Genomic DNA, 26,270 nt, shown 5'->3' with positions numbered 1-26,270 from the left:
TCTGCAAGGTGGGACTTCGATACCCACCGAGAGGATGAAGGGTAGGATGAGTAGCATGAGTGAGCCTACCGGCAAGTATTCCATCACTATGCCGCGCGACATCGCCGAAGCCGCCAAGGCCCGCAGCGGCCCCTCCGGGCTGTCCGCCTATGTGGCCGCCGCCGTGGCCCGTCAGATCGAACGCGACAATCTGAACGAGCTCATCCAGGTCGCCGAGGCCGAACACGGGCCCGTCACGGACGAGGAGATCCAGACTCTCCGCGACCAGCTTCACCAGGCCCGGTTGGAGCAGACACAGGACGGGGCGAACGCCGCGTGACGCGCTCTCCTGCCGTCCCCGGTGGCACCCTCGTCCTGGACAGCGAAGGACTGGCCAAGGCCGTGCTGCGCGATCGCACAGTCACCGGCTGGCTCGCCCTCGCACGCGCCGACGACCTGCGAGTGATCACCTCTGCGGCAACCCTCGTCGAGGTGGTCCACCCCCGGATCAACCGGCCAGCCCTGGAGTGGACGCTGTCCCGCCTCGTCGTGGAACCGGTGACCGAGCCCATCGCCCGCCATGCCGCCGCGCTCCTCGCTGACGCCGGGCTGCACGGCCACAAGTACGCCATCGACGCCATGCTCAGTGCGACCGCCCTCGCCGCCCCCGCCCCAGTCACGATCCTGACCTCCGACCCGGAGGACCTCACCGCCCTCTGCAGCGGACACGCCACCATCATCAAGATTTGACCAGCACCAAAAGTGGTTGCGAACAAAGATTCGATAACACGCGACGCCCGTTGAAGGGCTACCAGACCACAAGAAGAAGCGGGTGCCAATCCGCAAAACAGATGACTCCTCGGTCTCGCATGTACCAGAATCCTCCTCAACTACGGCCGCGAGCTGAAGAGTTCGCGGCACCCGGTTGAGAGTGGTGATTACGGCGTCTCGTTGGTACAAGTGCGACCTTCAGGTCGCGACGCCCGCACACGAGTTTCGGTTGCCAGCCGGAAGTAGCTTTGATTTCTCCTCGCCGGAGGATCGTGCCGACTTCGCGGATCGTTACATGACCCGCCTGCGTGAACAGGGCATCGAAGTGATCGCCCTCGCCGACCACAACACCGGCGACTGGCTACCGGACATGCAGGCCGCGGGAGACCGCCACGGTGTCGTGGTCTTCCCCGGTGTCGAAGTTACGACCGCTTCTGGCGCCGATGGAGCACACCTCATCCTCATCGGCGATCTCGACCGAACGGCGCGGGACATCGACACGCTGCTCGCCCAAACGTGCGGGTTCAATGACGACCACCCGCGTTTTAACCCTGCAACCAATCAGCCCGCATCAGCAGGGCGCACACTCTGCCAGATCCTTGATGATCTACCGGATCAGTGGCTCGCGATCGCTCCCCATGCCCTTACAGACAACGGCATCGCGTCTGAGAAGACGCTCAAAGGCGACCTCCGCTGGAAGGCTCTGCACCACGACAGACTCGGCGCAATTGATCCCGGCAACGTCCAGCCTGAACGCTTGCGGTCCGGATCTTGGAATGCACGGTTCCTCAGCCGCGCGCTCGACCATCTACCGTGCCTGAGTCGCCTGCCCTTCGTCGCCACATCCGACGCTTACTGCCTGGAGGATTTGGGACGTAGGTTCACCTGGATCAGGATGGACCAGCCCTCGAAAGAGGCCCTGCGTCAAGCCTTCCTCGACCACGAGGCACGCATCATCCCCAGCTGGGATGCGCGTCTTACGGCAAACCCGGATCCCAACGTCGTCGACCATGCGTGGGTCGAACGGGTCAACCTGGGTGGCACTCTCGGCAACTCGGCGACACCCCTCGATGTGTCATTCGACCCTCGGCTGAACGTCGTGATCGGAGGACGCGGATCGGGCAAGTCGACACTCGTGGCGGCGCTGCGTCAGCTGTACGGGCGTCTGGACGGACTGCCTCCCGGTATCGAGCAAGAGGCACGCGCCTTTGTTGAAGGCGTCTTCAGCGCAGCTGAGTTGTCCGCCGACCATCGCATTGCGATCTCTCGGGAGCAGCACACGGCGAGATGGACATTCTCCAGCGGCTCCCAGACACCACTCGCCGACCGACCGCTTCCCACGCGTTTTCCCATGCGTATCTTCAGTCAGAAGGAGCTCTTTGAACGTACGGCGCACGACCGTCATGATCGATTCGCGGCTTCGCGCCACCTGTTCAGCCTGGTCGATGATGCCCTGAAGGCAAACGCTGATTCTCCCGACGCGTACGAGACAGAGTTGGAGTCAGCGCTGACCAACTGTCTGACCAGCGTGGCTGAGCGACTCAATGCCGAATCCCGCCTATCTCAGCGCCCCGCTCTCGAGGCACGGCACACAGAGCTGTCGAAGCAGGTTGCCGCCTTCGGCGACACCGAAAGCCAGGGCAAGCGCCATGCGAGTGAAGCAGTCGTAAGGGAGCACGCGCAGCTCGCGGCGACAACGTCACGGTTCCACCAGGCTCTCGACGAGTTGCTGGCCTCTGCCGCAAAGCACTTGAGATCCGCACTCCCGACCTCCTCGCCACCGCCAACCGAGGCAGTCGCTCCCTTCTACGCCGAACTTGAGCAGATTCGTACTCAGCTGGAGAACCACCTACAGGCGATCGTCACCGAGGCGATCCACGTTCTTGACGGTGCCCGTGCGAATCAGCAAAGAGGAGAGTGGGCATCAACCGTCGCCGCAGCAGAGCAGGAGATCCTTGACTTCCAGGAGCGAATGAACCACCTGGGGATCGATCCAACGGGGTATCTCACCCTCACTGAGGCATTGAACGGGGTCTCTGAGAACCTACGTGCTCTCGAAGGCACCGCCCGCGTGCTCAACGGACTCCGAGAGGACGAAGAATCAGCCTGGGCCGAATTGAGAAACGTTCACGAGCGTCGTCGCCGCCGCCGCGAAAGGCTCCTGCTCGAGGTGGAACACCGCAGCGGCTCCCTGCGCTTCGAGATCACTCCCTATGGGAATGCCAGCGGCTGGTGCATAGAGGTCCGTGAACTCCTTGGCATCCGTTCTGACGGCTACGTCGAGGATGTTCCCGCTCTCGCCACATGGCTTTGGGAGGGTCCATCAGACTCCCAGTCAGATCGCCTAGCCCTCTGGCGATGCAGCGTCCTCAATGGAGCGTTTGGAGAGATAAAACAACTGGTCAGCTGCAAAGCCGGCTGGTGGAACAAGCTCACGAAACTCGAACCGACACAACGTATCCGCCTCGCCATGATCTGCCCGGACGATGTGGTGATCATGTACTTCCTGCGCGACGGCGGGAAACGAGAGAGCTCACGCGACTGGCAACCCGTCACCACTGGCTCTCCCGGACAGCGGAGCGCCGCGATGTTGAGCTTCGTACTCCACCACGGCGCCGAACCGCTCGTGCTCGATCAACCAGAGGACGACCTCGACACGGCATGGATCTCTCAGCTCATCGTCCCGGAGATCCGCAAGAGTCGCTGGAAACGCCAGGTCATCGTCATAACGCACAACGCCAACATCCCTGTCAATGCCGACGCCGAGCGCGTCATCGTGCTTGATAACGACGGGACGTCCATCCGCGTAAAGACCAGCACAGAGCAGAAAACCGTTGGCGCTCTGCAAGAGGTCGAGCACTCAGGCCCTATCGAAGTAACCCGCGTACGACGAGACATCCAAGACATCCTCGAAGGCGGGACTGAAGCCTTCATGTCACGCGAACGGCGCTACAACAATGAGCTGAACACCTATCGGGCAGCGCTTCGGGGCTGAACCGAAGAGAAGCAGTCACGCTCACATGAACACCTGGCAAGCGTGGCCGCATCGGTTCGTCGCCTCATCGGTGTCCCGCTCCGCGAGAAAACCGTACGGGTGCCTCCCACGCTGTGTGTCCCTTCCGCCCCGAGCACGCCCGGTTGAAGCACCGCCAGTACCAGGCTCCATTGCCTCGGCGACGCAAGTCCACGTCATCCCTCTTGCACGCGCCGCACCGGGGTGGTCTCGCGAAGTCCTCAGCGTGCTCGTGAGCGAGGATCTTGCGGGCGAAGTGGCCGCCCTTGATCGTCAGCATGACCTCGCGCGAGCGACTCTGCGACAGGGAGTTGAGGCTGCCGAGCAGGACTGTGTGTTCGTCGATGACGACGATCTTCTGATGCATGACGTTGACGGACACGACGGTCGGCACGACTTTCCGCAGCTCTCTGACCAGATCGGTCTGCTTCTTCTGACCAGTGTCGTAGGGGTCGCGGACGAAGACCGTCACCCGGACTCCCCTGCGTACGGCGTCTTCCAGTACCGGCAGCAGGCCGATCAGTCGCTTTGCGGTCCAGGGGGACCAGATCCACAGCGATGTTCGGGCCTGGGCGAGGCAGTCGGCGAAGGTGTCGTAGAAGGAGATCTCGTCGTCGATGTCGGAGACCTCGACGTGGCGGGAGAGTACATCCGCGAGGCGGGAGCTGAACTGGCCCAGGTCCGGTGGAACTTGGGCGTTGGGGGCGATGAGCCTGGTTGCGGGGACGGAACGGGCACGCTGGGTACGGATAAGTTCCGCCAGCGCTCCCATCGGGGTGTCTTCACCTGCGGCCAGGATGCGGCTTCGACTTCCGATGACGTACAGCCTGGTCTGTACGCGAGTGACCGCAACGTTGAAGAGTCGCACGCCGTTACGCGCCCAAGTCGTCGCCTCTGGAGAACGGGAGGCGTGGGCCATCCAAAAACCGTCGCCGTAGTCGTCCTCCACCATGTCGAAGACCACCACAGGGAACTCGCGGCCCTGGAAGCGGTGAGCAGTGCCCACTTCGGCCAGCCGGCCTCCGCCGCTGCCTTCGATATCGCGGAGGGCTTCCAAGGTGGCCTCCGCCTGCACGGGGTATGGCGTGACCACCCCGGCCGTCTCGCCCTCTTCATCATGCAAATCGATCAACGCCCGCGCGAGCAGGGAACCGGCCGGCCACCACCCTTTGCGGCGGCCGGTTCGGCGCGCCTCGGCCAAGCTTTGCAGTCCGTCGGTGTCGATGATCACGATTTCGGGGTCGTCCGGCTTCCGCAGCGCGGCGCGCCGCTCAACGCCAGGGCCGGGTTTCAGGACACCGTCGTACGCCAGGGCATTGGCGAGGCCCATCACGTCGTGGCCGAAGCGGTGCTGGACGTCGAGGACAACACAGCCCTGGTGGTTCACGGCGGCTGCCGGAGAGTCGATGCCGAAGTGTTCGAAGACGTCGCGCAGGATCCAGCGCGCGACATCGGGGCGTTTCTCGGCGTCCAGTTTCGGGAGGACGGGGCCGAGCTGCATGAAGTCGCCGAGCAGTACGGCGGTGGTCTTGGCCTTGCCCACCGCGAGGAGAACTTCGGGTAGCGTCGCCGCGCCGGCCTCGTCGATCAGGACGACGTCGTACTCGCCCTCGAAGACCGCCTTGGTGGTGCGGAACCTGGCAAGTGTGGTCGCCACGACCTTCGCGCCACGAATGATCTCCCCTTGGGCGTCCCGAGCGAGCTTGTCGTACTGTTCCTGCAACTCGCGATGGCGGCGTTCCAGGGAAGGTCGGTTCTTCTCGTCCGCAGCGACTTGGGGCCTCAACCCCGATGCCTCTGCGTTGCGTTGCGGGTGGCCGAGACGAACCGCCTCCGCTACGCGTGCTTCCGCCGCCTTCGACAGGCCGAGCTCCTTGTCGAGAGGGAGGAGCCGTGCGCTGAGTGCGTCCGTGGTGCGCCGAGTGTTCCGGAGATCTGCCTCCAGGGCACGCAAGGACTGCTGTCTACGCGCGATCTCCTCCTTGCTGAAGGGAATCCGCGCACGGAGATCAGCGATCTGCTGCCCCAACTGCGTGTGGGCGCGTGCGAGCACATCACGGGCATGTGCTGCCTTCTGCTGCGCATCCTCGGCGGCTTGCTGCGTCTTCTCCCTATCAGACCGGGCCGTCGCGAGATCCTGCTTGGCCCGGCGCTTCGCGAAGCCCTTGAGCTGTTCCAGGTCATTGAGTCGCTGCTCTGCGGCATCACGCCTGCCCTCGGCGAGCAGAGCCTTCCCCTCCAAGCCGGTCACGGCCTCCCGCATCTCGGCGAACTGCGCCTGTACATCGTCGTGCGCCCTCCAATCGGCCTGCGCCTGCTCCGTCGCGCGCACCTCGTCGACTGCCGTCGCTCTTGCCTCTTCGAGTTGCGCGATGCGCTCTCCTGCGGAATGCACCTCGTGGCGAACCTGGTCGCGTACTCGCGTCAGGGCCTCGCAGGTGCGGGCGGGATCATCGAGACGGGTGCGAGCTGCTTCATACGCCACGGCGTCGAAACCCGTAAGACTCCGGTCCAGATCCTTCAGGCGACGTGCCCGCTCCCGTGCGTCAACGAGCTGCGCAGCCACAGCCCGGCGCTGTTCGTCGGCGTCTGCGAGCCGCTCGCGGACCATCAGCGTCAGACAGACACTCGCGTCCTCGGCGACTTCACGCAGGTGTGGCGGCCCCACCCGGACGATCTCGCCGTCGGCGTGCCGCCGCTCCTTCACCACGCCCCATAGAGCGTTGTCCACGGCGATGTTGGTCGCCGAAACCAGCAGAATTCGCTTCCCCTGCGCAACGAGATCGCCGATGGACCGCTTGAGAACCGTTGTCTTTCCCGTGCCGGGCGGCCCCCAGACCAGCCACAGTCCCTCGCCCGTGCAGGCACGGTAGGCGCGATCCTGGGCCGGCAAGAGCACGCCCGGCGGCGCTCCGGTCGGCGCGAGCTTTCCCGCCCCCGCTTCCCCCCGTGCCATGAGGTGTGCCAGCGGGGCGTTGGCCAACGCAGCCATGCCCTCCCGAAGGGCCTTCACCAGGAACCCGGTGGGCTGCGGTTTCATCCATAGATGAGGGTCGCGGGGATCCGCGAACTCAGCGACACGCACACGCAGCGCCGTGCCGTCCTTGAACACATCGAGCACAGCATGGCCCGCGTCGATCCCGCTCTCGTCCGGCCCTGCCAGCCTCAAACTGTCGCCTTGGAGCTGGTCCGTCGCTATGTCGGAACCGCGCACGTCGACGACATATTCTCCAGGCTTTCGGCCCTTGACTGCCCGTCCCAGGGCTCGCCAACGCGGCTCTCGCGCCGGCACACCCTCATGCGCCACCCAGGCGTCCAGCGCCGTGACGACTTCTTCCTGCCAGCCCACATTCCCCCGATACCTCAGCGCCACCCGGATCTTGATCTGTACTACCAAAGGAGCCAAGGTGATGACCATGAGAGATCCCGCCAAGGTCGGCTTGATCGCCTACACCGGCATCACGGCCGGACAGGAGCAACCCCGCCCGTCCACCACACGACGGCTGGCGCTCCTGCCGGACGACGGGCCGACCGGCGCGTTCTAGAGGCTGCCAGAGCGTGCGTGCTGCTCAGGGGGTCCCTGCCGGCAACCGCCGGTCGAACGACTGTCGGCCCGCGCCCTCGACCCGGTCACCGCCGCCGCACTGCCAGGCGTCGGCACGGCCGCCGTCCAGATCGTCCACGCCATGGGCGTACATGTGACAGCGCTGGTACGCGCAGCACACCTGGAGGCGGTCCGGAAGGACCGACGGCGAACGTGCCTGGCTCGCCGTCTCCACCCACAGCAGGCTGAGCGCCGCCGCCGAGAGTGGCTACTACATCTACTACATCTACGTCGACCGGCCCGACCTCGTCGAACGAGCCGTCCAGCACGTCACCGCACGAACCCACGCACAATCCTGACCCCCTGGCCCCTCCCCCCAAAGGAGGTTCGCCTGGGCGGCCAGATTTCTCCCTCTCCGGGTGGGACGTAACCCTGCTGCCACAGCGTCTTCAGAGTGTGGACGACGAACAGGATCTCGGATGAAGCGCCGGCACGAACAGGAATTCATGGCGTTCGCTGCTGCGCGATCCGCCCCTCTGTTCCGCTCTGCGTGTGTCCTCACCAGCGGTGATGTGCACCTCGCGGAGGACCTGGTGCAGGACACCCTGGGGCGCATGTATGCCAACTGGCGCAAAATCGCGCAGATAGACGACCCAGCGGCCTACACCCACACCGTCCTCGTACGGACCTACCTGTCCTACCGCCGCCGACGCAGCAGCTCTGAGCAGCCCTCCGGCACCCTGCCGGACTCCGGTGCCGTCACCGAGCACGACACCACGCTGCGGGTCACGTTGCTCGACGCGCTCGGCCGGCTCTCCGCCCGGGACCGGGCCGTGCTGCTGCTGCGCTACTGGGAGGACCGCAGCGTCGAGCAGACCGCCGAGATCCTTCGGGTCCGGCCGGGCGCGGTACGCAACCAGAGCATGCGCGCGCTCTCCCGCATCCGGGACCTGCTGGGCCACGACCTGTCCGAGCTCGTCAGCCCCTGACCCCGGTGCCGCGGCACCTACCTCGACCTCCTCACCGATCCCCGAAACGCGGTGACCCGCCATGCCCATCGAAGAAGACTTCACCGAAGCCCTCCACACCACCCTCCTGTCCTTCGAGCCGCCCAGCACCTCGTCACTTGTGCGGGCCGGTGTCCGCAACGGCCGGCGCAGGCGCCGCCGCCGCGCCACGGCCGTCGGCGTGTCCGGAGCAGCCGTACTCGCGCTCGTCGGGCTCGGCGCGACGGTCGTTCCCGGACTGTCGTCCGACGGGCGCACCGGCGACCACACGCTCACCGGTCCGGCAGCCCCGGCCACCACCGGCTCGGCCAGGGCATCCGCCACCCCGAAGCCGACCTTCACCGGCACACTGCCCCCCGACCGCGCCCTTGCCACCCTCACCGCGCTGCTGCCGAGCGGCCTGACCCATTCGAGCCCGCCCGGCGGCCGGCAGTCCGGACAGCTGTGGGTGGACGACGGCCACGGCACGTCGCTGCTTGAGGTGCACGTCTCCCGGCAGGCCTCCACCACCGCGCTCCGCAGCCACGTCTTCGCCGGCACGACACCCCTGGCCGACGGCACCCTGATCGAGTTCCGGCAGGCACCCCCCGGAACGGACCCCGGGCACCAGACGGTGAACGTCCTGCATCCTGACGGGCTCCACGTCACCCTCATGCAGTGGCAGGCGGCGAGCCAGAACGCCCCCTCGACCCGCTCTACGCCGATCCTGACATTGGCCCAACTGCGAGCCATCGCAACCAGCTCGCAGTGGCGGTAGCGCCCGCAGCGGCCATGCGGCGGGCCGAAACGATCATGGCGGGCAGATCACCTCGGCGTTCGGCGACTGTCTGGCCGCACCCGCGCCCACACCCGCACCCGCACCCGCACCCGCACCCGCACCCGCACCGACAGTGCTGATCTGCCTACAGGCGCGGAACGACATCGTGCGGGCGACGCGGAGCCGGCGCCGCTCCCTGGTCGGGCTTCCTCGAAACGAGCCGCACCCAACCCAACTCGCCTTCCACGAGTCCCACTTACGGATGGCCCCGTTAGCCGTCACCCCCTGAAGATACGAGGAAGTTCTCATGACGCAGCCCCTCAGATCGCGGAGGCATGCCACCGGCCGGATCAGGGCCGAGAAGGCGGATCCGGCGGAGTTGGTCGGCGGCGGCAGGGCTGCCATGCGCAGAGCCGGCAAGAAGCCTGGCGGAAGGCGCGCGCTCAAGACCGTCGGGCTGTTGCTGGGGTTCGTGCTGGTGCTCGGCGTCGGCACTGCCGCGTACGCGTACTGGAAGCTGAACAGCAACATCAAGTCCGACGATCTGTCCGCAAACGGCAAGGATGGCGCCGGGCACGAGAAGGTAGACGCGTTCGGACGCAGCCCGATCAACATCCTGGTCATCGGATCCGACGCCCGTAACAGCGCGGCGGACTGCAAGCTCGGGGGCGCTTGCGGAACGGCCGGCGGCGCCCGGGCCGACGTGGAGATGATCGTCCACATATCCGCCGACCGGTCCAATGCCACGGTGATGAGCATCCCCCGCGACCTGCGGACCGACTGGAGCGGCTGCCACGACCCGGGCCACCCGAGCATGCCGGCGCAGACCCGCGCGCAGATCAACTCGGCACTGAACGGCGGCCCCGGCTGCAGCGTCGTCGCGGTGCACCAGCTCACCGGGATACCCATCGACCACTTCATGATGATCGACTTCGCCGGCGTGGTGGCGATGTCCAACGCGGTCGGCGGGACGCGCGTCTGCGTCAGCAAGAACGTCTACGACCCCTACAGCCACCTGAAGCTGAAGGAGGGGTCGCACACGCTGAAGGGTGATGCCGCACTGGAGTTCGTGCGGACCCGGCACGGCTTCGGTGACTCCAGCGACAGCCGCGGCCGGACCGACGCCCAGCACATCTTCCTCAACGCCCTCCTCAACCAGATGGAGAGCAAGGGCACGCTGAGCAGCCCGACGAAGATGTGGGGCATAGCCAACGCCGCGACCAAGGCGCTGACCGTCGACAACAGCCTGGACTCCGCCAACAAGCTCATCGACCTGGCCCTCGACCTCAACAAGGTGCCCGCCCGCCGGATCACCTGGGCCACCATGCAGACCCAGGATGTCGACCTGCCGGGCGGCGGGTCCGAGACGCTGATCGGCCAGGGCGCCAAGGAGATGTTCAAGACCATCGCGGACGACGAGTCGCTCACCGCGTCCACCGGGAAGAAGGGCTCTCCCTCGGCGACCGCCAGCCCGGTCTCCGCCGCCTCGGTCGCCGTCCACGTCGAGAACGGCACCGGGGTGTACCACCGGGGGGTGGCGATCGCCCAGGCGCTGATCGGCCAGGGCTTCAGCAAGGAGACCGACTCGGGGAACGGGACTCCCTCCACCGCCACCTCGCTGACCTACCCGTCCGGGCAGGAGGCGCAGGCCCGGGCGGTCGCCAAGGCACTCGGCCTCCCGTCCAAGGCGGTCGAGCAGGGCACCGGATCCCAGATCGTGCTGCTCATCGGCACCGATTGGACGACCGGCGACACCTTCCCCGGCGGCAAGCCGGCTCCGACGCACGTCGACACCCAGGTGGCTCTGAACGGCTCCCACCAGCAGACCGGCGACACCAACAAGTGCGCGACGGTCAGCCCCTACAACGACGTCATCGGGCTGGACGCCAACGGGATGCCCACCAGCGAGGACCACCCGCCGTCCAGCACCTCCCCGACCGAGGCGTACGCCCTTGCCAAGAACGTGAAGGACTCTGCGCCGTAAGCCTCTGGCCCCCGGACGCGGCCTGCGGAGGCATCAGCCCGAGGCAGCCAGGTCTCCTGGACCGCTTCCTCGGCCTCGCCAACACTGCCCAGGACCCGGTAGGCGAGGGAGAACAGCAGCGGCCGCAGCTCCGCGAACTCCTCGACCTTGCCCATCTCCTGACCTCTTCTCGTCTCCAGGTGATCTTCCGCGTCGCTGGGGGTAATTGCGAGACCTGCCAGACCAGCTCTGCCGGTCATAGCGAGCGCCCTTGCCGTGCTGCTTTCACCTGCGACAGCCCTCAGCGCCTCAGAGCCCACTCCATCCGCCATCACCTACACGGCGGCCTACACGCCGTTGGGCCAAGCCGAATCACCTGCGGCCGGCACCCGTGGCACCGCTCCATCCGCCACTCGCGCCTCAAACCCGCACCCTCCGGGCGGTGGGAACTTCAAGCCCGAGTGGGTCAAGAACCACTTCGCTGTGCCGACGGGGAACTGTTCAGGTTGTTGGGACGGACATACGTACGGGCGAGCCCGTGGGCACGCTCACTTACATCGAGACGATCATCGGCTACGCCTACCAGGGTGAGCGGAGCGTCCTTCCTGGGGGTGGTGGCGCCCGAGCCGGAGAAACGGCCTTGGGTGCCTGACGCTGTCGGGGATCGTGGCCGAGCGCCTTCCAGGGGGCATCGGGCTGGATGGACAGTCCCCGCAGAGATGTCGTGCCGGAAAATCGACTTAGCACCTTCCTGATCGGGTCATGACATGGGGTGGGCGAGTACGCGACGGCGATGCGATGCCGGCGACGCTGGTGCCGGCGGAGAGGTCGGTGCGGCCGATGAGGACATGGCTGATGCCGGTCTAGTTACGCATCAGGCCAACCTGCTGTGCGGTGACGAAGACATCTGACCCGTGGTCCATGCCGTTCGCGATGTCGTGGGCGATGGGGCGGCACCGAGAGGCTTCGGTGATGGCGATGATGTAGCGCAGCATGCCGCGAGCCTGGGCGGTGCGGTCGGTGCCGCGGATGCCGAGGTCCCTGAGGCTGTCCTCAAGGCTGGACTCGCTCAGGTCGACGGCGGTCAGCGACTGGTTCGCGACGCGGGCGAGGGTGTCGTAGCCCTCCTTGCCGAGGAACCAGTTGTCGTCGGTGGCGTCCGCCTTGCCGGGGACGTCCGAGGCGAGATTCAGGACGAAGTTGTGCCGGGTGTCGCTGGAGAAGAACCGCACGACGCGGAAGTCGCTGAGCTGTACGACCGCATGCACCGTGGGAGTGTGGTTGCCGCTGCTGATCACGATGTCGGCGAAACTCTGGCTCTCCGTGCTGCCGGTGACGGCGACGTTCACCTCGGTGCCGACGTCGGGCATGACGCGGCCGGTGGCCGAGGTCTCGGCGAGGTTGCGCAGCTTGTCCAGCATTGTCAGATAGGCGCGCGAGCCGCGGTTGATGTTCCAGCGGACCTGTGGGAAGTCGACGTGTTTCTTGCCGGCGACGTTCTCGGCGTTGATCGTCACATGGTCCGCCGCCGTCGAGGCGGATGTCTCGGTGTCCCTGGGCACCGTGAAGAACACCAGGATCCCGAGAAGGACGGACAAGGCGACCACCATGAGGACGCTGGTGGGCATGGTGTGCTCCGGTTGTTCGACGTGCAGCGATGTCACGACCGACGCTCACAGCCGGGAGGTTGTCCGGCAGGCCCCCTTGCCCACCGCAAACAATTCCGGAGGATCAATTTCCACGTTACTTGTCCGGATGTAAACCCGCTGCTCGACGCCCCGCCCGCTTCTTCGCGCCTTGCGGCAGGACGCGAGACCACGGGGTCACAGCCGGGTTGTGCCGGTGGGGATGCCCAGGAGGGGCCGTCCGGTCGTCTCCCGTCTCGTCGATCTCGTCCATCTCGCGGGCCGCGAGGTCGCCAAGGGAGCGCGAGGCACGCTCTCGCGCTGATCTCCCGTACGCGGGGGCGGCCGGCTGGTTCGCGCCGTACCGGCGCGAGGCCCGTGACGGTCAGGGGCAGACCCGCCTGTACGGCCGGTCCGGAACGTAGGTGTGCCACTGCGCCCGGGTCAGCTCCGTGTTCTGGGCACGAGAGCAGACAACGGATGCCGCCCGGTCAGGATCCACGACGTACCGCTGGATCGGGACATGCTTGCTGCCCGCGTACAGCATCGTGCTGTCCGGGCTGAAGGCGAGCGTGTCGATGCTCCCACCGGGGGTGGGCAGAGGAGGACCGAGAGGCTGCTGGGTCGCGATGTCCCAGAGCTGGACGGTGCCCGCGTCGCCGCCCACGGCGAGTGTGCTGCCGTCCGGGCTGAACGCGAGAGACGTGATCGTCTCGGCTGAGCCGGTGGACGGATCGGTGGGCGCAGAGAAGACGTTCCTCAGGATGCCCGCTCGGTGCCGGAGACCGCCGTCCCAGAGGGCCACCCGCCCTGTCCCGTCGCCGGCCGCAAGGCGGCCGCCGTCCGGCGCGAAGGCGATGGCTCCGATGTCGTCGTGCTGGACGAGGTCATGGGCGCGGGACCGGCCCGCGCGGACGACGCGGTTGTCGGTCACGAGGAGCCCGCCGTCTGGGCTGACGGCCAGCTGACGGCCGGCCGGGCCGGGGAGAAGCGCCGTCCTCCGCTGCCGCGTGGTGTCCCATGTCTCGTTGAAGTAGCCGCCCTCGGTCAGACGTGCGGTGAGGAGCGTACGACCGCCCGGTCCCAGGGCGATCGCGTCCGTGGAGGTGGTGGACGCCGTCGCCAGGTCCACCGTGGCCTTCGTGTGTCCGGCGGCCACGTCCCACACCGTCAGACGCTGAGGCGCCGTGTCCCAGGGGGCGGAGACTCCGTACGCGAACGTGCCGCCGTCGGGGCTGAAGGACAGCAAGGGCTCGGTGATGTCCCCGGGGACCCTCGGGACGCCGGTGCGGAAGGAAGGACGTGACGGGGTCGGCAGGGTGCGCAGCAGACGGCCGTCACGCGTGTTCCGCAGCTGGAAGACGTAGCGGTCACCGATACGTTCGGCGGTGGCGAGCGTCCTGCCGTCGGGGCTGAGCCCGACCCCTGCGAGCGGACTCGTGCGCCAGGCGCGGGTGAGCGTCGTGGTGAGGTCGAGGGTGTGGACCGTGCCTCCCTCGAGGTACCGCAGCAGGGGCCGCGAGGGGTCCCAGGCGAGACCCGAGAGCGACTCGTTGTCCAAGGAGTGTCGGAAAACGGGGGCGCCGCCCTTGGACAGACGCCACACTCTGATCTCCTGGCCGCCGCCGGTCGCCAGATAGGAGCCGTCCGCGCTCACGACGGCCGAAAGGGCACCCGGGTGGGCGACGTCGGCGAGCTTTCGTCCCGACGTGGTGTCCCACACCCGCACCCGGCCCCCGGCAAGGGCCAGGAGTCGGCCGCCGGTGAGGTCGAGGAGGGTGTCGTCATCACAGACGCCGCGAGTGCTCGTCCAGGCACCGGAGCGGACGCTGCGCGTGGAGGTGTCCCAGACCTGAGGCGCCCGGCCGCGCGCGCAGACGGCCAGCAGCCGGTCGTCGGCCGCCGCGGTGGCGCGCTCCCCGCTGCCGGCCGACGGGGTCCGGAAGATCAGATGGCCGTCGGTGACGGAGTAGAGCCCAACCCGGTCGTCGAACAGGCTCGTCACCAGGTAATGGCGCCCACTCGCCGCGAAGCTCACGGTGTACGTGTCCGGCAGGGGACCCCCGATCCAGCGCCTCGTTCGGGTGTCCCACAGCCGCTGGGTCCTGTCAGTGGTCTGGATGACGAGCACCCGGCCGCCCGGGCCCGCGGCGAGCACCGACCCGTGCGGTAGCGGCCCCGAGGCGATACGGCGGTGGGTTCCCACATCCCACGTCCGCCAGGTGCTGCTGTCGGTGGTGCTGAGCAGAGTGCGCCCGGAGACGTCGAGGAACTGCGCCGGGGCGTCACCGGGCGCCGGGTCGGTGAAGTTGTCCAGTTCGGGCTGGGCCAGGGCGCCCAGCAGGGCACGGCGGGACTCCGGCAGCGCGGAGGTGCGCCATGCGGCGACGCCGAGCAGCATCGCGGTGCGCGGGTCGGTGCTCCGCAGCGCCTCGGCGACCGCGGCCACCCGGCGGGCCGCCGTGTCGGTGGTCTGCTGCTCGCTGTCCTGCCGCAGTCGCAGCGCGGTCAGCCCGACGACCAGGGCCACCGCCAGCACGGCACAGAGCGAGGCCGTGAGCGTGCGGCTGCGGCGCCGGACCCGGGCGGCGGCCCGCTCCTCCTCCGCCCGCTGCTGCGCCGCGGCGACCAGGAAGGCCGTTTCCTCGGACGTCAGACCGTCGTAGCCGCGGTCGTCGCCCGCGAACAGTTCCTCGGCCCGCGCCAGGCGGGTGCCCCGGTACAGCGTGCCCGGGTCGCGGTCGTGCTCCAGCCAGGTACGGGCGGCGTCGGTCAGCTGCCGGTGGTGGCGCAGCCGCTCCCGGTCCGCGTCGATCCACTCGCGCAGCCGCGGCCAGCAGGTGATGAGTGCCTCGTGGGCGAGCTGAACTCCGTCGTCGTCGGTGGTCAGCAGCCGGGCCCGGGTCAGCCGCCCGGCGACGGCCCGCACCTCGGGGTCCTCCCACCCGGCCATTTCCTCCCAGCTGAGCGGGCGGCGCGTGTCGGCGTTGCCCTGGCCGGGCTCGACCATCCGCAGGAGCAGGTGCCGGGCGACGTGCGCCTGCTCCGGTGAGAGTTCGCCGTACGCCTCCTCGGCGCTGGCCGCGATCGCGCCGCGCACCCCGCCGGCCGCCTCGTACGCGGCCAGGGTCAGCATCCGTCCCTTGCGCCGCCGCCAGGTCTCCAGCAGGGCGTGGGACAGCATCGGCAGCCCGCCGGGCTCGTCGAGCACGTCCTCGACGAGTCGTGCGGTCAGGGTCCGCTCCACGATGAGCCCGGCCGCCTGCGCGGGACCGATCACCGCCTCGCGCAGTTCGTCCGCGGTCATGGGCCCAACCAGCAGCCCACTCGAGTGCAGCGCCTCCGCCAGCCGCGGGTGCTCGGCGCACCGCGCATAGAAGTCGGACCGTACGGCTATGAGCACGCGCAGTCGGCTTCCCGGGTCGCGCGCGGCGAGCAGAAGGTCGAGGAAGCGGTCCCGCTCGGCGCGCTCGCGGCAGAGGGTGAAGACCTCCTCGAACTGGTCAACCACCACCCAGCTCTCCGGGTCGTCGGCCGCCGGAGTCAGCAGATGCCCGTAGGTGGTGGCGGGCCGGGCGCCCGGAGTGAGGATACGGAGCACCGCCGTACGCCCCTGCTGCGCGATCTTCTCCCGCAGCAGGGGAATCAGACCGGCCCGCAGCAGGGAGGACTTGCCGCTGCCGGACGCCCCGAACACCACGGCGAACGGGGACCCGCAGGCCAGCTCGCTCAGCTCGTCGATCAGCCGGTCCCGTCCGAAGAACAGCTCACGGTCGTCCGGCTCGAAGCGGGCGAGGCCGCGGTAGGGCGGTGCGGCGTCGGCATCCTCCTGCCTCTCCTCCCCGGCCAGCGCCTCGGCCTCCGCCCACCGGGCCTCCCACTCAGCGGGGTCCTCCCCGCATGCCTGGACGTACGCCTGGAGCACGGCCAACGACGGCAGCCGCTCGCCGCTCGCCGCCTTCGCCAGGGTCGTCGCCGAGAAGCCGGCCTTCTTCGCCATGGCCCGGTACGACACGCCGCCCGCCGAACGGCGCAGCTCCCGAAGATCATGGGCGAGTCGCTGCACGGGACCGGCCGCCGGGTCGACCGGTAGTTCGGGGCGCCCCATGGCGAAGCCTCTTTCGCATACAAGAAGAACATGCTGATCCGCAGCACAAGGTACTTTTCGTCCCCCTCGGGCGAGAACCCTTTCCGACTGTGATGTCTGCCGGAGAAGTTGTTCGTACCCTCGGTGCCGAGTTTGTTTTCCCTGATGAGAGGGGGATGGCTGACAACTCCCGTGGTCACGGCCAGGTGCGGCCGATTCGTCCGGCGAACCCTTCAGGGCCACCGCCGACTCCCTGCGGTCCACACGCCCACGGCTGCGAGACCAAAAGGCTCCCAGCTCCCGCTGCGCACCCGCAGCCTCGGAGTGCGCACGAGCCCGAGCCCGCATTCGCGCGCCGCTCTGCAGCCGTCGGCAATCCGCCCGGCGCCCGACTCAGACGTTCACTGTCGGGGTCCGTCAACGTGCCGCCCTCCGGCCAACACGTCTCTCATCGCGCAAGGCAGGTTCGCGGCGTCGGCCCGCGCACCTTGTCGGCGATGGGCTTCCCGCCGAGCCCTCGCAGGAGCGCCGGAAACTCAGCAGGGACACCCGCTCCAGCACATCCGGACGAGAAGCCGTGGGGCACAGCCGCCGACCATCGTTGGCCCCCGACACCGCGCGGGAGCTCCCTCACGAGCCAGGCGCGCAACCAGCTCACTTCCTTCGTCGGACGGCTGCCCTCTTCGATTGAAGGGCGCACCACATCCCCCCTGCGCTTGCCCGAGAAAGTCGTGATCAACGTCATGGCGCATGGATCGACCCCACCAGGGAATGATCCGGACAAGACGAATGAATGGGCCATTTCATTCTCGCGGGACATGCACGGGACGGCGAGCCTGACAATCCATCAGGCAAGCCGTCGACCTGGGAAACCGTGCGGGAATCCAACGGCCTCCGGAGCCGTGTGCGCAGGTTCGAATCCTGCCGGGGGCACTCGCCGAGGATCAGCAAGAGTCAAGCGCTGACCAGGGCGGATGCCGATGTGAAAGAGCGGGAGACAGTTTCACTGTCTCCCGCTCTTTCTCGTTGTTGCGCACCGATCGTGTGTGAGGAGCGTGTGGGCCCCACACCCACTGACCACCACCCTTCCTTCCTCGTGGCTTCCCCTGGATCTGACATAGGTGTGGCACGGGGAGCTTCTGATCCGTAGCTCTACAGAGAACGGTCAGTGGAGGTCATTCAGGTCGCCGGGGGCACTACGAGGGCTGCTGTTGGGCGCTGCCGGTTGCTGGGGTTGCTGTACTTCGCTGCTGTACCGCATCACAGGTCCACCCGGGACTCCATCTCGCGACTGCCCTGTCGCAACACGACGTACGCCGGCCTGAACGGCAGGCTGCGAAGCGTCGGCTCCATGACCTTGAAGAGCGCTTCGGCATCCGCCCCATAGGCATACAGCACGGCCTCACCTCCGCCGAACTCGTTCCCGTCGACCTCACCGGCTCCCGCTCCTTCTACGGCGGCTGTCATAGCCCGCTCGGCATCGAAGATTGCTTGGCGCTCCGAACGTGAGCCGTATTGGTCGTCGCTCAGACGGTAGTGCGCGATGACGGCCTGTTCTGGGGCGACTGGTTCGGGAAGATCGGCGAGCATGTCCATGGCCTCACGATCTCACCAGCCTCTGACACCGCGCCCACAGCGATCCCGCTCGACGGTTGAACGTGCACGCTTTCCAACTGTCGTGGTAGGGCTGCGGGTGTCGTTCGAGAGCGTTCACCTGGGTGAACGGCGGCTACGTGGACTCGGGGGCTCGGCTGCCTTCCCCGTGATTCCCCGCTGTTCCCCGCTCGATCTGGTGCACTTGTGGTGCGACTGCGCCCTCACTTGCTGGGCCGGTCCCCAGCCTCCTCAGCCGATGAGTTCGTGGATCGCTGCGAGGAGGTTGAACACGGCCGGCAGAACGAAGATGCCGCCGACGCCGATCAAGCCCAGGCGCGGTCCCGGAACAGCAGAGTGCGGACCACAAGACTGCGCGTGGACCATTCGTGGACGAGTGAGCCAGCACTTCCACCGCCCTCTGCCATACGAGCTGTTCAGAGAGCGCGCGTCTTCTTGACGGCTTCGTGCGCGACCCGTCTCGCTGAAGGTGGGCCAGTCTCCGCCTATCTGAGTCATCTGGTCTCGCGTCCTGGTCGACCTGGGTCATCTACCGACCCATCATCGAGGCAGCTGCAGCCCCCGGGAATCGTGGTGACGGCAGTCTTGACCTTGGCCTAGCTTGACCCGCATGACCTACCTGGACGGCGCCGAAGAGAGCGGCGTGGCTCTCCGCTGCCTGGACAACCGCGCTGTCGGAATCCGGTTCAGCGATCGATCTCTCGTTGATGCCGACTGCGCCCACTACGCCGTCGAGCTCTGGGCGCCCGGCCTGAGCTCGCGCGTCGACGGGGTCGTGGCCTGGATCCGGGACGCCGACCTCGCGTCATTCCTGGACTGCCTCGCCGCGGACTTCCATGGCTGGGACGGTGTGCGGACCTGGCACACCGTCGACGAGGACCTGGCCCTGTCGGCCGTGTTCCGCTCAGGCGGGCACGTCGGGCTGACCTGGACGCTCCGTCCTTGGCGTACCTTTCCCGGGAGTTGGAACGCGTCGGTCACCATCTGGCTCGAGGCCGGCGAACAGCTCGCTGCCGCGGCATCGGACATCCGGCACTTCCTGGAAGGGAATCCGTCGTGACGACCGGCCTGCGCCTTGACTGGCGTCTCGACGGACACGGCTGGGCTGACTGCACCGTCACAGACCGCCTGGCGGTCATCGTGCTCACCGCCTCCTACATCACAAGCGCGCCGGAAGAGTTCCTGACCGCGCTGGCCCGGCTGATCGCTGGCGAGACGGAGACACGAGCGCAGTTCGAGGCTGAGCCGACCGCCTGTCGATGGATCTTCTATCGGGAAGACGAGCACGTCTGGGTCCGGATCCTGAAGCTCCGGGACGGAAGCGACCACGACAACAAGGGCCTCGAAATCTGGTCCAGCCAACACGCCATCGACGAGCTGGCCCGCGCCGCAATCCGCTGCTTCGACGACGTCGCGCGTACCTACGGCGAGAGCGGCTACCGCGGCAAATGGGGCGAGCACTTCCCCCGCACCGAACTCGAAGCCCTCAGACGACTCTGGACCAACCGTCGGCATCCGTACGGCGCATAACCGGATCCGCGCCCGACCTGCGAAGGAGACCGATGACACAGATCAGGGAAATGAGCGAGCGCGAGTACTTCGCCTGCGTCGGCCGGCGTCCCGGCATGTTCGTCGGCACAGGATCATCGTTCCATCAGCTGGCCGCCTTCCTCACCGGCTACGACCAGCACGCGATGCGCCATGGCGGACAGGGGCTCACAGGCTGGCACGAGTGGCTCGTTGCCCGCCGCGGTTGCAGCTGCAGCTGCAACCATGCCTGGCCCGGACAGGTCCTGCATATCGCGCTCCCAGAGGGCTGGAACAGCATCGCAGACCTGCCGCCCGAGGACGAGAAGCACGCGATCAAGGTCCTGTTCCAGCTTCTCGACGAGTTCGCCGCCGAACGTGAGGCAAGTCCTGGCCCTCAGAACTCAGATTGAGCGGGACGCCAACCGCGCCGCCGTCTCGCTCAATCTGAACCAAAGCTGGTCACAGCCCGGAGGTGGTTCACCTTCAGCGAGACCGATCAGTGCGTGGCGGCCTCTCGTCGCGGCCGCGCCTATGCTGCGCCGCTCCCTCGGTGCGCGAGCCAGGCCTGCACCCTCGCCATCGCCTGGAGCTGCTGCTGTTGCAGCGCTTCGGCATGCGCCCTCGTTCGCGACAGCGATTTTCACATCACCGGGACGGCTCGTCCGGTAGACGCGACAGCTGGGTTGCTGTCACCGGAACCTCCCTGAGCGGTACGCGCTCTCCTCCCCGGTACCGCTCGTGTTCACTCCTTGGCGTGCACCGAGCCCGGCTCCGCAGATCGCGGCATCGGCCTCAGGAGAGGCGGCACCCGAACCGCTCCAGCCTGCCCGCCGGGCGCCCAGGCCGCGTTGTCTCAGGGCTCGTCCGGTGTCCAGGCCGCGACCAGGTCCAGGAGGCCGGGGAAGCGGGCGTTGAGGTCGTCGACGCGGACGTGGCTGCGGCGTTCCAGGCCGTACTGGCGCTGGCGGGTGATGCCCGCCTCACGCAGGGCCTTGAAGTGGTGGGTCAGGGAGGACTTGGGGCGGTCGAGACCGAACCAACCGCAGGTGTGGTCGAAGTGCTCCGACTCCAGGAGGAGTTTGCGCACGATGCGCAGGCGCAGCGGGTCGCTCAGGGCGCCCAGCACCGTCTCCAGACGCAGGTCCTCCACAGCCGGTTCCGGGAGCGGCTCGGGCAGGCCGGCGGGTTCCGGCAGGACCTTGACCGTCGGTGACGGTACAGGCACCGCACGCGCCGTCGAAGGCATGGCAGCTCCTCATGTCCCAAATCCTATGTACGACTCCAATCGTACTGCATGCTATGTTCGAGAAAACTCGTACTACCCTGCAGGGAGGATCTGTCATGTCGGAGAGTCGAACGGCGGGGGTGAAGGTGGTGGGAGAGGAGCGTTCCGGTACGGAGGAACGGGCCGCGGCAGGCTCCTCCCCCAGCGCTGCCCCCTCTTCCGCTCCCACCTGGTGGGTGTGGCTGGCCGCGTGGCCGGTGACGGCCGTCTTCGTGCTGTCCAACGCGGCGACTCCGCTGTATGTGCTGTGGCAGCGCGACATCGGGTTCTCCAAGGGCACCCTGACCGTCGTGTTCGCCTTCTACATCGTGGGCCTGCTCGGTTCGCTGCTGGTGTCCGGCGTGGTGTCCGACCGGCTGGGGCGCAAGCCCGTCCTGTTGCCCGCCCTCGCGCTCGCCCTCGCCGCCTGCCTCATCTTCGCGACTGCGTCCAGCGTGGCAGCGCTGATCGTGGCGCGGCTGTTCACCGGTATCGCCGTCGGCGCCGTCGTCTCCGCGGGCATGGCCGCCGTGACGGATGTCGCCGGGCAGGACCGCAAGCGGCTCGCCGCGCTGCTCGCCTCCTGCGCCATGGTCTTCGGGGCCGGCCTCGGGCCGCTTCTCGCCGGCATTCTGTCCGAGACCCTGCCCGCGCCCACGGTCACCGTCTTCCTCGTCGAGATGGCGCTGCTCGCCACCGCGGTCCTCGCCGTGCTGCGCATGCCGGTCCAGCGTCCCGCCGCGCCCGCCAAGGGGGCGTGGCTCCGGGTGCCCGGTGTGCCGAGGGGCAAGGGACTGCAACTCACCCTCGGCATCGCGGTGTTCGCTCCCGGTATCACCGCGACGTCCTTCGTGCTCTCGCTCGGTCCGTCGCTGCTGTCCGGCCTGCTCGGCACCACCAGCCGAATCGTCGCCGGGGCCATGGCGTTCGTGATGTTCCTGGCCGCCACCGGTGTGCAGTTCGCGGTGCAGCGGCTGCGCCGACGCACCATCCTCACCGCCGGCGCGATCAGCACCGGCCTCAGCATGATCACACTGATCGTCGCCGTGCACACCTCGTCGGTGCCGGTGCTCATCACCTCGGCGCTGCTGGCCGGTGCCGGACAGGGTATGGGGCAGCTCGGCGGGCTCTCCCTGCTCAACTCCACCGTTCCGCCGGAGCGGCTCGCCGAGGCCAACGCGGCGCTCAACGTGGGGGGTTACATCCCGGCCGGCCTGCTGCCGGTCTCCGCCGGCTACCTCAGCGACGCCGTGGGACTGACCAACGGCGCGACCGTCTTCGGCACGGTGCTCATGAGCCTCGCCGTCGTCGGCGGCCTGGTGGTCGTCGCCGCCCGCCGCCGGGTCCCGGAGCCCGCCTGACGGCCCGGCACCCCCGCGCCGCGAGCCCCGCTCGCCGCGAAAGCACCCACCAGCCCGGAGGACTCCCCCGGCTGCCGGGCCGGATCGGGCAGGGTACGGCTGTGAGCAAACGGCGGAGTGGAGCGGTGTCAGGCCGTGCGTTTGCGGGACGTCGTCTTCTTTGCGGGGGTCTTCTTCGCTGTGGTGGTCTTCGCCGCCGTCTTCTTCGTCCCCTGCGTCGACTTCGCCGTGGACTTCTTCGCCGAGGCCGATGCCGTCGTCTTCTTCGCGGTCGTCTTCTTGGCGGTGGACGTCGACTTCTTTCCGCCCGCCTGTTTCGGGGCCGTCCGGGCCGACTTGCGGGCCGGGAGGCGTCTGACCTCCGCCGGCTGCTCCTCGCCGCGCGACTCCTTGGCGGCCTTCACGCTCTTCTCCAGCGCTGCCATGAGGTCCAGGACCTTGCCGCCCGTCGCCGGTTCCGGGGCCTGCGGTGGTGCCTCGCCCGCCGCCTTCGCGGCCACGACCTCCTCCAGTGCCTCGCGGTACTCGTCGTGGAGTTCGTCGAGCTCGATCCCGCCCAGGGTGTCCATCAGGGCGTCCGCCAGGTCGAGTTCCTTGTCGTTGACGCTGACCTTCGCGTCGGGGGCCACTCCCTCGGGGGCCCGGACCTCGTCCGGCCACAGGAGGCCGTGCATGGCGATGGCGTCCTCCACCACCCGCAGCATGCCCAGCCGTTCCCTGCCGCGCAGGGCGAACTTGGCGATCGCCACCTTGTTGCTGCGCTTGAGGGCCTCGCGCAGGAGGGTGTACGGCTTGGCGGCCGGGGCGCCGCCCGCCGCGAGGTAGTACGCCGCGTCCATCTGGAGGGGGTCGATGCTGTCCGCCGGAACGAAGGCCACGATCTCGATCGTCTTCGCCGTGGGGAGCGGCAGATGGGCCAGGTCCTCGTCCGTGATCGGGATGATCGTGCCGTCCGCGTCCTCGTAGCCCTTGCCGATCTCCGCCCCGCTCACCTCCTTGTCCTCCAGTTCGCAGACCTTGCGGTAGCGGATCCGGCCGCCGTCCTCGACATGGATCTGGCGGAAGGAGATCGAGCGGCTCTCGGTGGCGTTCACCAGCTTGATCGGGATGCTGACCAGGCCGAACGAGATGGCGCCGTTCCATATGGATCGCACGTGCAGCACCCTTTCGGTCTGTTTTGATCTCTTTGCAGCGTTCACTCAGATTCATTGCTGTTTGCGTGAGATTCTCATCGTATGACGCCGATCACAGAGGTGGAGGGGCGACGGCTCGCGCTCAGCAACCTCGAGAAGGTGCTGTATCCCGCGACCGGGTTCACCAAGGGCGAGGTGCTGCACTACTACGCCACCACCGCCGACCACCTGCTCCCCCACCTCCGCGACCGGCCCGTCTCCTTCCTGCGGTATCCCGACGGGCCGGGCGGACAGGTGTTCTTCGCCAAGAACGTGCCCCCCGGTACGCCCGACTGGGTCACCACCGCCGAGGTGCCGCGGATGGAGGGGCCGGCGCGGATGGTGCTCGTACAGGACCTGGCGAGCCTGATGTGGGCGGCGAATCTCGTCACCGAGTTCCATACGCCGCAGTGGGTCGTCCAGGACGCCGGTGTCGCCGACCGGATCGTCTTCGATCTCGATCCGGGGGCGCCCGCGACCGTCGTCGACTGCTGCGAGGTCGCCCTCTGGCTGCGGGAACGGCTCGCGGCCGACCGCATCGACGCCTTCGCCAAGACCTCCGGGTCCAAGGGGCTGCATCTGCTCGCCGCGGTACGGCCCACCCCGTCCGAGCAGGTGAGCGAGTACGCCAAGCAGCTCGCCGTCGAGGCCGAGCGGGCCATGCCCCGGCTCGCCCTGCACCGCATGACCAGGAGCCTCAGGCCCGGGAAGGTCTTCGTCGACTGGAGCCAGAACGCCGCCCGGAAGACCACGGCCACGCCCTACACCCTGCGCGCCCGCCCCGAGCCCACCGTCTCCGCGCCCGTCACCTGGACGGAGGTCGAGGAGTGCGGGTCACCCGCGCAGCTCACCTTCCAGGCACCCGACCTCGCGCCCCGCCTCCAGGACTACGGCGATCTGCTCGCCCCGCTGCTCGACCCTGCCGGTGCGGCGCCGCTGCCCTGAGTGCGCTGCCTGGTCGCACGGGCGCCGTCCCTGGGGGCTGCGCCCCAGCCCCCTGTCGGCCTGAACGGCATCGTCCTCCGTCGCCGGACGGGCTGAAAGACTCGGACCGGCTGAAAGCCACTGCCCGGCAGCCGTCACACCCGCGTCCACGTCCCCCGGTCCCGCGCCATCGCGTGCAGCGCCTCCACGTCCGCCGGCTTGAGGACGCCGCCGAGGCGGGCCAGGCCCTCGATGTCCGTGTCCTTCAGGACGCGGACCTCGCGGAGCGGGGCCGGGATCGCGACGTCCGCCGGCTCCGCGAGGGCCAGGACCGGGTGGACCTCGGCCGTCAGCGCGTACGACGCCCGGTCGGCGTCGGCGCGGACGCGGCGCAGCAGCGGGTGGGGCTCGCGGCGCCCCAGGCCGACCATCGGATCGGCGACCGTCACCTTCTGCTTACGGGCGTACACCGTATGGACGGCGAACAGGCCGCCCGGGCCGATCGCCAGGTGGTGGATGCGGTCGCCGCCGGGCAGCGGGATCGAGTGCAGGGCGTGCCAGCCCGCGCCGTCGAGGCGGTCCAGGGCCTCGCCGACCGTCTGCTGCGCCGCCAGCGCCCGGCGGCGGGGGTCCGGGCGCAGCCGGTGCGGCGGTCCCGGTTCCCGGTCCAGGGCGACCAGCAGCGCCTCGCCGGGGCGGTTGGGCGCCAGGTCGTCGTCCGGGTGGAGGGAGAGCCGGGCCAGCTCGGCCGGGGTCGGGACCGGCGGCGGGCCGACGGTCACCGGGCCGGTGAGGAAGGGGCCCAGAGCCTCCAGCACGCCCTCCCTCTCGCCCTCGCTGAGCAGGTTGACCCTGGCGGCCTCCCTGTCGTACCAGGCGACGTTCCGCCCGTCCGTGAGGCATACGTAGAGCCGCTCCTGGCCGTGCCGCCAGGACGGTACGACACGCAGTCCGGTCATGCACCATCACCCCTTGACCATGGGAACAGGCGGGGTGCTCCCCGGGCAAGAACCCGGCTACCTTTGACGAGGAGTTGGGCTCCACGGAAGCGGCGCTTGGGGAGGCGTGATTGCGTACCCGCAGGAAGCAGCCCGACGTACCGGCTCCGGACAGTCCATGGAGCGAGATCGTGCCCGGCCTGTGGATGGGCGGGCACGAGTTCAGGGGTCGCACCGGGCAACTGGAGTTCGCCGTCGTGCGGGACGAGTTCGATCTCGTGCAGACCCTGCTGAGACTGCCGGGGCACGGGCCCGACCCCGGTGTGGAGCACCATGTGTGGGCGATACCGGACGGGCCGCTGGACGGGACCCAGCTCGCGGGTGTGATGCGCCTGGCGCAGGCCGCGGGCGAGGCACTGGACGAGGGCCGCAAGGTCCTCGTCCGCTGTTATCACGGGTACAACCGCTCGGGGCTGGTCGTCGCGCACGCCCTGGTCCGCCGGGGGCATGCCACCGAGGAGGCGATACGGCTGATACGGTCCCGCCGCTCCCCCTGGGCGCTGCACAACGAGCTGTTCGTGGACTATCTGCGGGCAGGGCTGCCCACGGCACGGCTCCTGGAGGAGCTGGCCGAGTAGCCGGGCGATCAGGTGGCCGAGCAGCCGTATCGCCAGGTAGCCGAGTAGCGAGGTAATCGTTTCGCCGGACGAATAGGGTGTAC

21 protein-coding genes and 1 pseudogene are annotated in these 26,270 nt (G+C 68.2%); 13 read left to right on the top strand and 9 right to left on the bottom strand.

Going from position 1 to position 26,270, the window contains the following annotated elements; translation table 11 throughout:
• Positions 1 to 55: 55 nt before the first annotated feature.
• The 3 genes from ACFY1U_RS09830 (at position 56) to ACFY1U_RS09820 (ending at position 3,745) form a co-directional block, all read left to right on the top strand.
• Entirely contained in the window at positions 56 to 319 is a 264-nt protein-coding gene (locus tag ACFY1U_RS09830; protein ID WP_062155317.1) for a hypothetical protein, read from the top strand.
• Complete coding sequence (locus ACFY1U_RS09825; RefSeq protein WP_390693567.1) at positions 316 to 729, top strand: PIN domain-containing protein; 414 nt, start codon at positions 316 to 318, stop codon at positions 727 to 729. The genes ACFY1U_RS09830 and ACFY1U_RS09825 overlap by 4 nt, the downstream gene beginning before the upstream one ends.
• Positions 730 to 910: 181 nt before the next feature.
• Positions 911 to 3,745 carry a TrlF family AAA-like ATPase gene (locus ACFY1U_RS09820; protein ID WP_390693566.1) on the top strand — a complete coding sequence of 945 codons (2,835 nt, stop codon included), beginning with the start codon at positions 911 to 913 and terminating at the stop codon, positions 3,743 to 3,745.
• Between the two features lie 64 nt (positions 3,746 to 3,809).
• Here ACFY1U_RS09820 and ACFY1U_RS09815 read toward each other — a convergent pair whose 3' ends face one another.
• Complete coding sequence (locus ACFY1U_RS09815; protein WP_390693565.1) at positions 3,810 to 7,181, bottom strand: AAA domain-containing protein; 3,372 nt, start codon at positions 7,179 to 7,181, stop codon at positions 3,810 to 3,812.
• Here ACFY1U_RS09815 and ACFY1U_RS09810 point away from each other — a divergent pair.
• Positions 7,174 to 7,308, top strand: coding sequence for a hypothetical protein (locus ACFY1U_RS09810; RefSeq protein WP_390693564.1), 135 nt, complete (start codon positions 7,174 to 7,176; stop codon positions 7,306 to 7,308). The two genes, ACFY1U_RS09815 and ACFY1U_RS09810, sit on opposite strands and share 8 nt — an antisense overlap.
• Before the next feature lie 24 nt (positions 7,309 to 7,332).
• Here the strand turns inward: ACFY1U_RS09810 and ACFY1U_RS09805 are convergent, their stop codons facing one another.
• Positions 7,333 to 7,542 carry a hypothetical protein gene (locus tag ACFY1U_RS09805; RefSeq protein ID WP_390693563.1) on the bottom strand — a complete coding sequence of 70 codons (210 nt, stop codon included), beginning with the start codon at positions 7,540 to 7,542 and terminating at the stop codon, positions 7,333 to 7,335.
• A 244-nt stretch (positions 7,543 to 7,786) separates the two neighbouring features.
• Here ACFY1U_RS09805 and ACFY1U_RS09800 point away from each other — a divergent pair, with 244 nt between their 5' ends.
• The 3 genes from ACFY1U_RS09800 to ACFY1U_RS09790 all read left to right on the top strand — a co-directional run bounded on the left by ACFY1U_RS09800 (position 7,787) and on the right by ACFY1U_RS09790 (position 11,055).
• Complete coding sequence (locus tag ACFY1U_RS09800; RefSeq protein ID WP_390693562.1) at positions 7,787 to 8,296, top strand: SigE family RNA polymerase sigma factor; 510 nt, start codon at positions 7,787 to 7,789, stop codon at positions 8,294 to 8,296.
• Positions 8,297 to 8,357: 61 nt separating this feature from the next.
• Positions 8,358 to 9,071 carry a hypothetical protein gene (locus ACFY1U_RS09795; RefSeq protein ID WP_390693561.1) on the top strand — a complete coding sequence of 238 codons (714 nt, stop codon included), beginning with the start codon at positions 8,358 to 8,360 and terminating at the stop codon, positions 9,069 to 9,071.
• Positions 9,072 to 9,378: 307 nt separating this feature from the next.
• Positions 9,379 to 11,055 carry an LCP family protein gene (locus ACFY1U_RS09790; RefSeq protein ID WP_390693560.1) on the top strand — a complete coding sequence of 559 codons (1,677 nt, stop codon included), beginning with the start codon at positions 9,379 to 9,381 and terminating at the stop codon, positions 11,053 to 11,055.
• Here ACFY1U_RS09790 and ACFY1U_RS09785 read toward each other — a convergent pair.
• The 4 genes and pseudogenes from ACFY1U_RS09785 to ACFY1U_RS09770 form a co-directional block, all read right to left on the bottom strand.
• A pseudogene (locus ACFY1U_RS09785) lies at positions 11,025 to 11,210 on the bottom strand (sigma factor); the annotation flags it as partial. The gene ACFY1U_RS09790 and the pseudogene ACFY1U_RS09785 overlap by 31 nt on opposite strands.
• A gap of 687 nt (positions 11,211 to 11,897) precedes the next feature.
• A complete protein-coding gene (locus tag ACFY1U_RS09780) occupies positions 11,898 to 12,662 on the bottom strand; it encodes a ribosome-inactivating family protein (RefSeq protein ID WP_390693559.1) in 765 nt (254 codons plus the stop codon).
• Between the two features lie 382 nt (positions 12,663 to 13,044).
• Entirely contained in the window at positions 13,045 to 16,767 is a 3,723-nt protein-coding gene (locus ACFY1U_RS09775; protein ID WP_390693558.1) for a helix-turn-helix domain-containing protein, read from the bottom strand.
• 1,239 nt (positions 16,768 to 18,006) lie between these two features.
• Entirely contained in the window at positions 18,007 to 18,342 is a 336-nt protein-coding gene (locus ACFY1U_RS09770; protein ID WP_390693557.1) for a hypothetical protein, read from the bottom strand.
• A gap of 628 nt (positions 18,343 to 18,970) precedes the next feature.
• On the opposite strand from ACFY1U_RS09770, the gene ACFY1U_RS09765 reads away from it, so the two are divergent.
• From ACFY1U_RS09765 to ACFY1U_RS09755, 3 genes are read left to right on the top strand one after another with little or no spacing between them, the layout of a single operon-like run.
• Positions 18,971 to 19,420, top strand: coding sequence for a DUF6228 family protein (locus ACFY1U_RS09765; protein WP_390693556.1), 450 nt, complete (start codon positions 18,971 to 18,973; stop codon positions 19,418 to 19,420).
• Complete coding sequence (locus ACFY1U_RS09760) at positions 19,417 to 19,890, top strand: hypothetical protein (RefSeq protein WP_390693555.1); 474 nt, start codon at positions 19,417 to 19,419, stop codon at positions 19,888 to 19,890. The genes ACFY1U_RS09765 and ACFY1U_RS09760 overlap by 4 nt, the downstream gene beginning before the upstream one ends.
• Positions 19,891 to 19,922: 32 nt before the next feature.
• Positions 19,923 to 20,300, top strand: a complete 378-nt coding sequence (locus ACFY1U_RS09755) for a hypothetical protein (protein WP_390693554.1) — start codon at positions 19,923 to 19,925, stop codon at positions 20,298 to 20,300.
• 443 nt (positions 20,301 to 20,743) lie between these two features.
• On the opposite strand, the gene ACFY1U_RS09750 is transcribed toward ACFY1U_RS09755, so the two are convergent.
• A complete protein-coding gene (locus tag ACFY1U_RS09750; RefSeq protein WP_390693553.1) occupies positions 20,744 to 21,136 on the bottom strand; it encodes an ArsR/SmtB family transcription factor in 393 nt (130 codons plus the stop codon).
• 95 nt (positions 21,137 to 21,231) lie between these two features.
• Here ACFY1U_RS09750 and ACFY1U_RS09745 point away from each other — a divergent pair, with 95 nt between their 5' ends.
• Positions 21,232 to 22,515: an MFS transporter gene (locus tag ACFY1U_RS09745; protein WP_390693552.1), complete on the top strand. Its 1,284-nt coding sequence runs from the start codon at positions 21,232 to 21,234 to the stop codon at positions 22,513 to 22,515.
• Between the two features lie 128 nt (positions 22,516 to 22,643).
• Here ACFY1U_RS09745 and ACFY1U_RS09740 read toward each other — a convergent pair whose 3' ends face one another.
• Positions 22,644 to 23,678 (bottom strand): Ku protein, encoded by a 1,035-nt coding sequence (locus tag ACFY1U_RS09740; protein ID WP_390693551.1) that lies wholly within the window; start codon positions 23,676 to 23,678, stop codon positions 22,644 to 22,646.
• Between the two features lie 72 nt (positions 23,679 to 23,750).
• On the opposite strand from ACFY1U_RS09740, the gene ligD reads away from it, so the two are divergent.
• On the top strand, positions 23,751 to 24,632 hold the full coding sequence (ligD, locus tag ACFY1U_RS09735; protein WP_390693550.1) for a non-homologous end-joining DNA ligase: 882 nt from the start codon (positions 23,751 to 23,753) through the stop codon (positions 24,630 to 24,632).
• A 134-nt stretch (positions 24,633 to 24,766) separates the two neighbouring features.
• Here ligD and ACFY1U_RS09730 read toward each other — a convergent pair whose 3' ends face one another.
• Positions 24,767 to 25,570 carry a nuclease-related domain-containing protein gene (locus ACFY1U_RS09730; RefSeq protein WP_390693549.1) on the bottom strand — a complete coding sequence of 268 codons (804 nt, stop codon included), beginning with the start codon at positions 25,568 to 25,570 and terminating at the stop codon, positions 24,767 to 24,769.
• Between the two features lie 110 nt (positions 25,571 to 25,680).
• Here ACFY1U_RS09730 and ACFY1U_RS09725 point away from each other — a divergent pair, with 110 nt between their 5' ends.
• Positions 25,681 to 26,187: a dual specificity protein phosphatase family protein gene (locus ACFY1U_RS09725; protein ID WP_390693548.1), complete on the top strand. Its 507-nt coding sequence runs from the start codon at positions 25,681 to 25,683 to the stop codon at positions 26,185 to 26,187.
• The last annotated feature ends 83 nt before the right edge of the window (positions 26,188 to 26,270 follow it).

Source organism: Streptomyces sp. NPDC001351, from assembly GCF_042896045.1.
Classification (GTDB): domain Bacteria; phylum Actinomycetota; class Actinomycetes; order Streptomycetales; family Streptomycetaceae; genus Streptomyces.
Note: the sequence above shows the minus strand (reverse complement) of the source record. Positions and strands in the feature narration are given on the sequence as shown.

Coding starts and splice junctions, on each gene's coding strand:
- ACFY1U_RS09830 (WP_062155317.1), top strand. CDS start 56: ATGAGTGAGCCTACCGGCAAGTATTCCATCACTATGCCGCGCGACATC.
- ACFY1U_RS09810 (WP_390693564.1), top strand. CDS start 7,174: ATGACCATGAGAGATCCCGCCAAGGTCGGCTTGATCGCCTACACCGGC.
- ACFY1U_RS09815 (WP_390693565.1), bottom strand. CDS start 7,181: ATGGTCATCACCTTGGCTCCTTTGGTAGTACAGATCAAGATCCGGGTG.
- ACFY1U_RS09800 (WP_390693562.1), top strand. CDS start 7,787: ATGAAGCGCCGGCACGAACAGGAATTCATGGCGTTCGCTGCTGCGCGA.
- ACFY1U_RS09795 (WP_390693561.1), top strand. CDS start 8,358: ATGCCCATCGAAGAAGACTTCACCGAAGCCCTCCACACCACCCTCCTG.
- ACFY1U_RS09790 (WP_390693560.1), top strand. CDS start 9,379: ATGACGCAGCCCCTCAGATCGCGGAGGCATGCCACCGGCCGGATCAGG.
- ACFY1U_RS09780 (WP_390693559.1), bottom strand. CDS start 12,662: ATGCCCACCAGCGTCCTCATGGTGGTCGCCTTGTCCGTCCTTCTCGGG.
- ACFY1U_RS09775 (WP_390693558.1), bottom strand. CDS start 16,767: ATGGGGCGCCCCGAACTACCGGTCGACCCGGCGGCCGGTCCCGTGCAG.
- ACFY1U_RS09770 (WP_390693557.1), bottom strand. CDS start 18,342: ATGGACATGCTCGCCGATCTTCCCGAACCAGTCGCCCCAGAACAGGCC.
- ACFY1U_RS09765 (WP_390693556.1), top strand. CDS start 18,971: ATGACCTACCTGGACGGCGCCGAAGAGAGCGGCGTGGCTCTCCGCTGC.
- ACFY1U_RS09755 (WP_390693554.1), top strand. CDS start 19,923: ATGACACAGATCAGGGAAATGAGCGAGCGCGAGTACTTCGCCTGCGTC.
- ACFY1U_RS09750 (WP_390693553.1), bottom strand. CDS start 21,136: ATGCCTTCGACGGCGCGTGCGGTGCCTGTACCGTCACCGACGGTCAAG.
- ACFY1U_RS09745 (WP_390693552.1), top strand. CDS start 21,232: ATGTCGGAGAGTCGAACGGCGGGGGTGAAGGTGGTGGGAGAGGAGCGT.
- ligD (WP_390693550.1), top strand. CDS start 23,751: ATGACGCCGATCACAGAGGTGGAGGGGCGACGGCTCGCGCTCAGCAAC.
- ACFY1U_RS09730 (WP_390693549.1), bottom strand. CDS start 25,570: ATGACCGGACTGCGTGTCGTACCGTCCTGGCGGCACGGCCAGGAGCGG.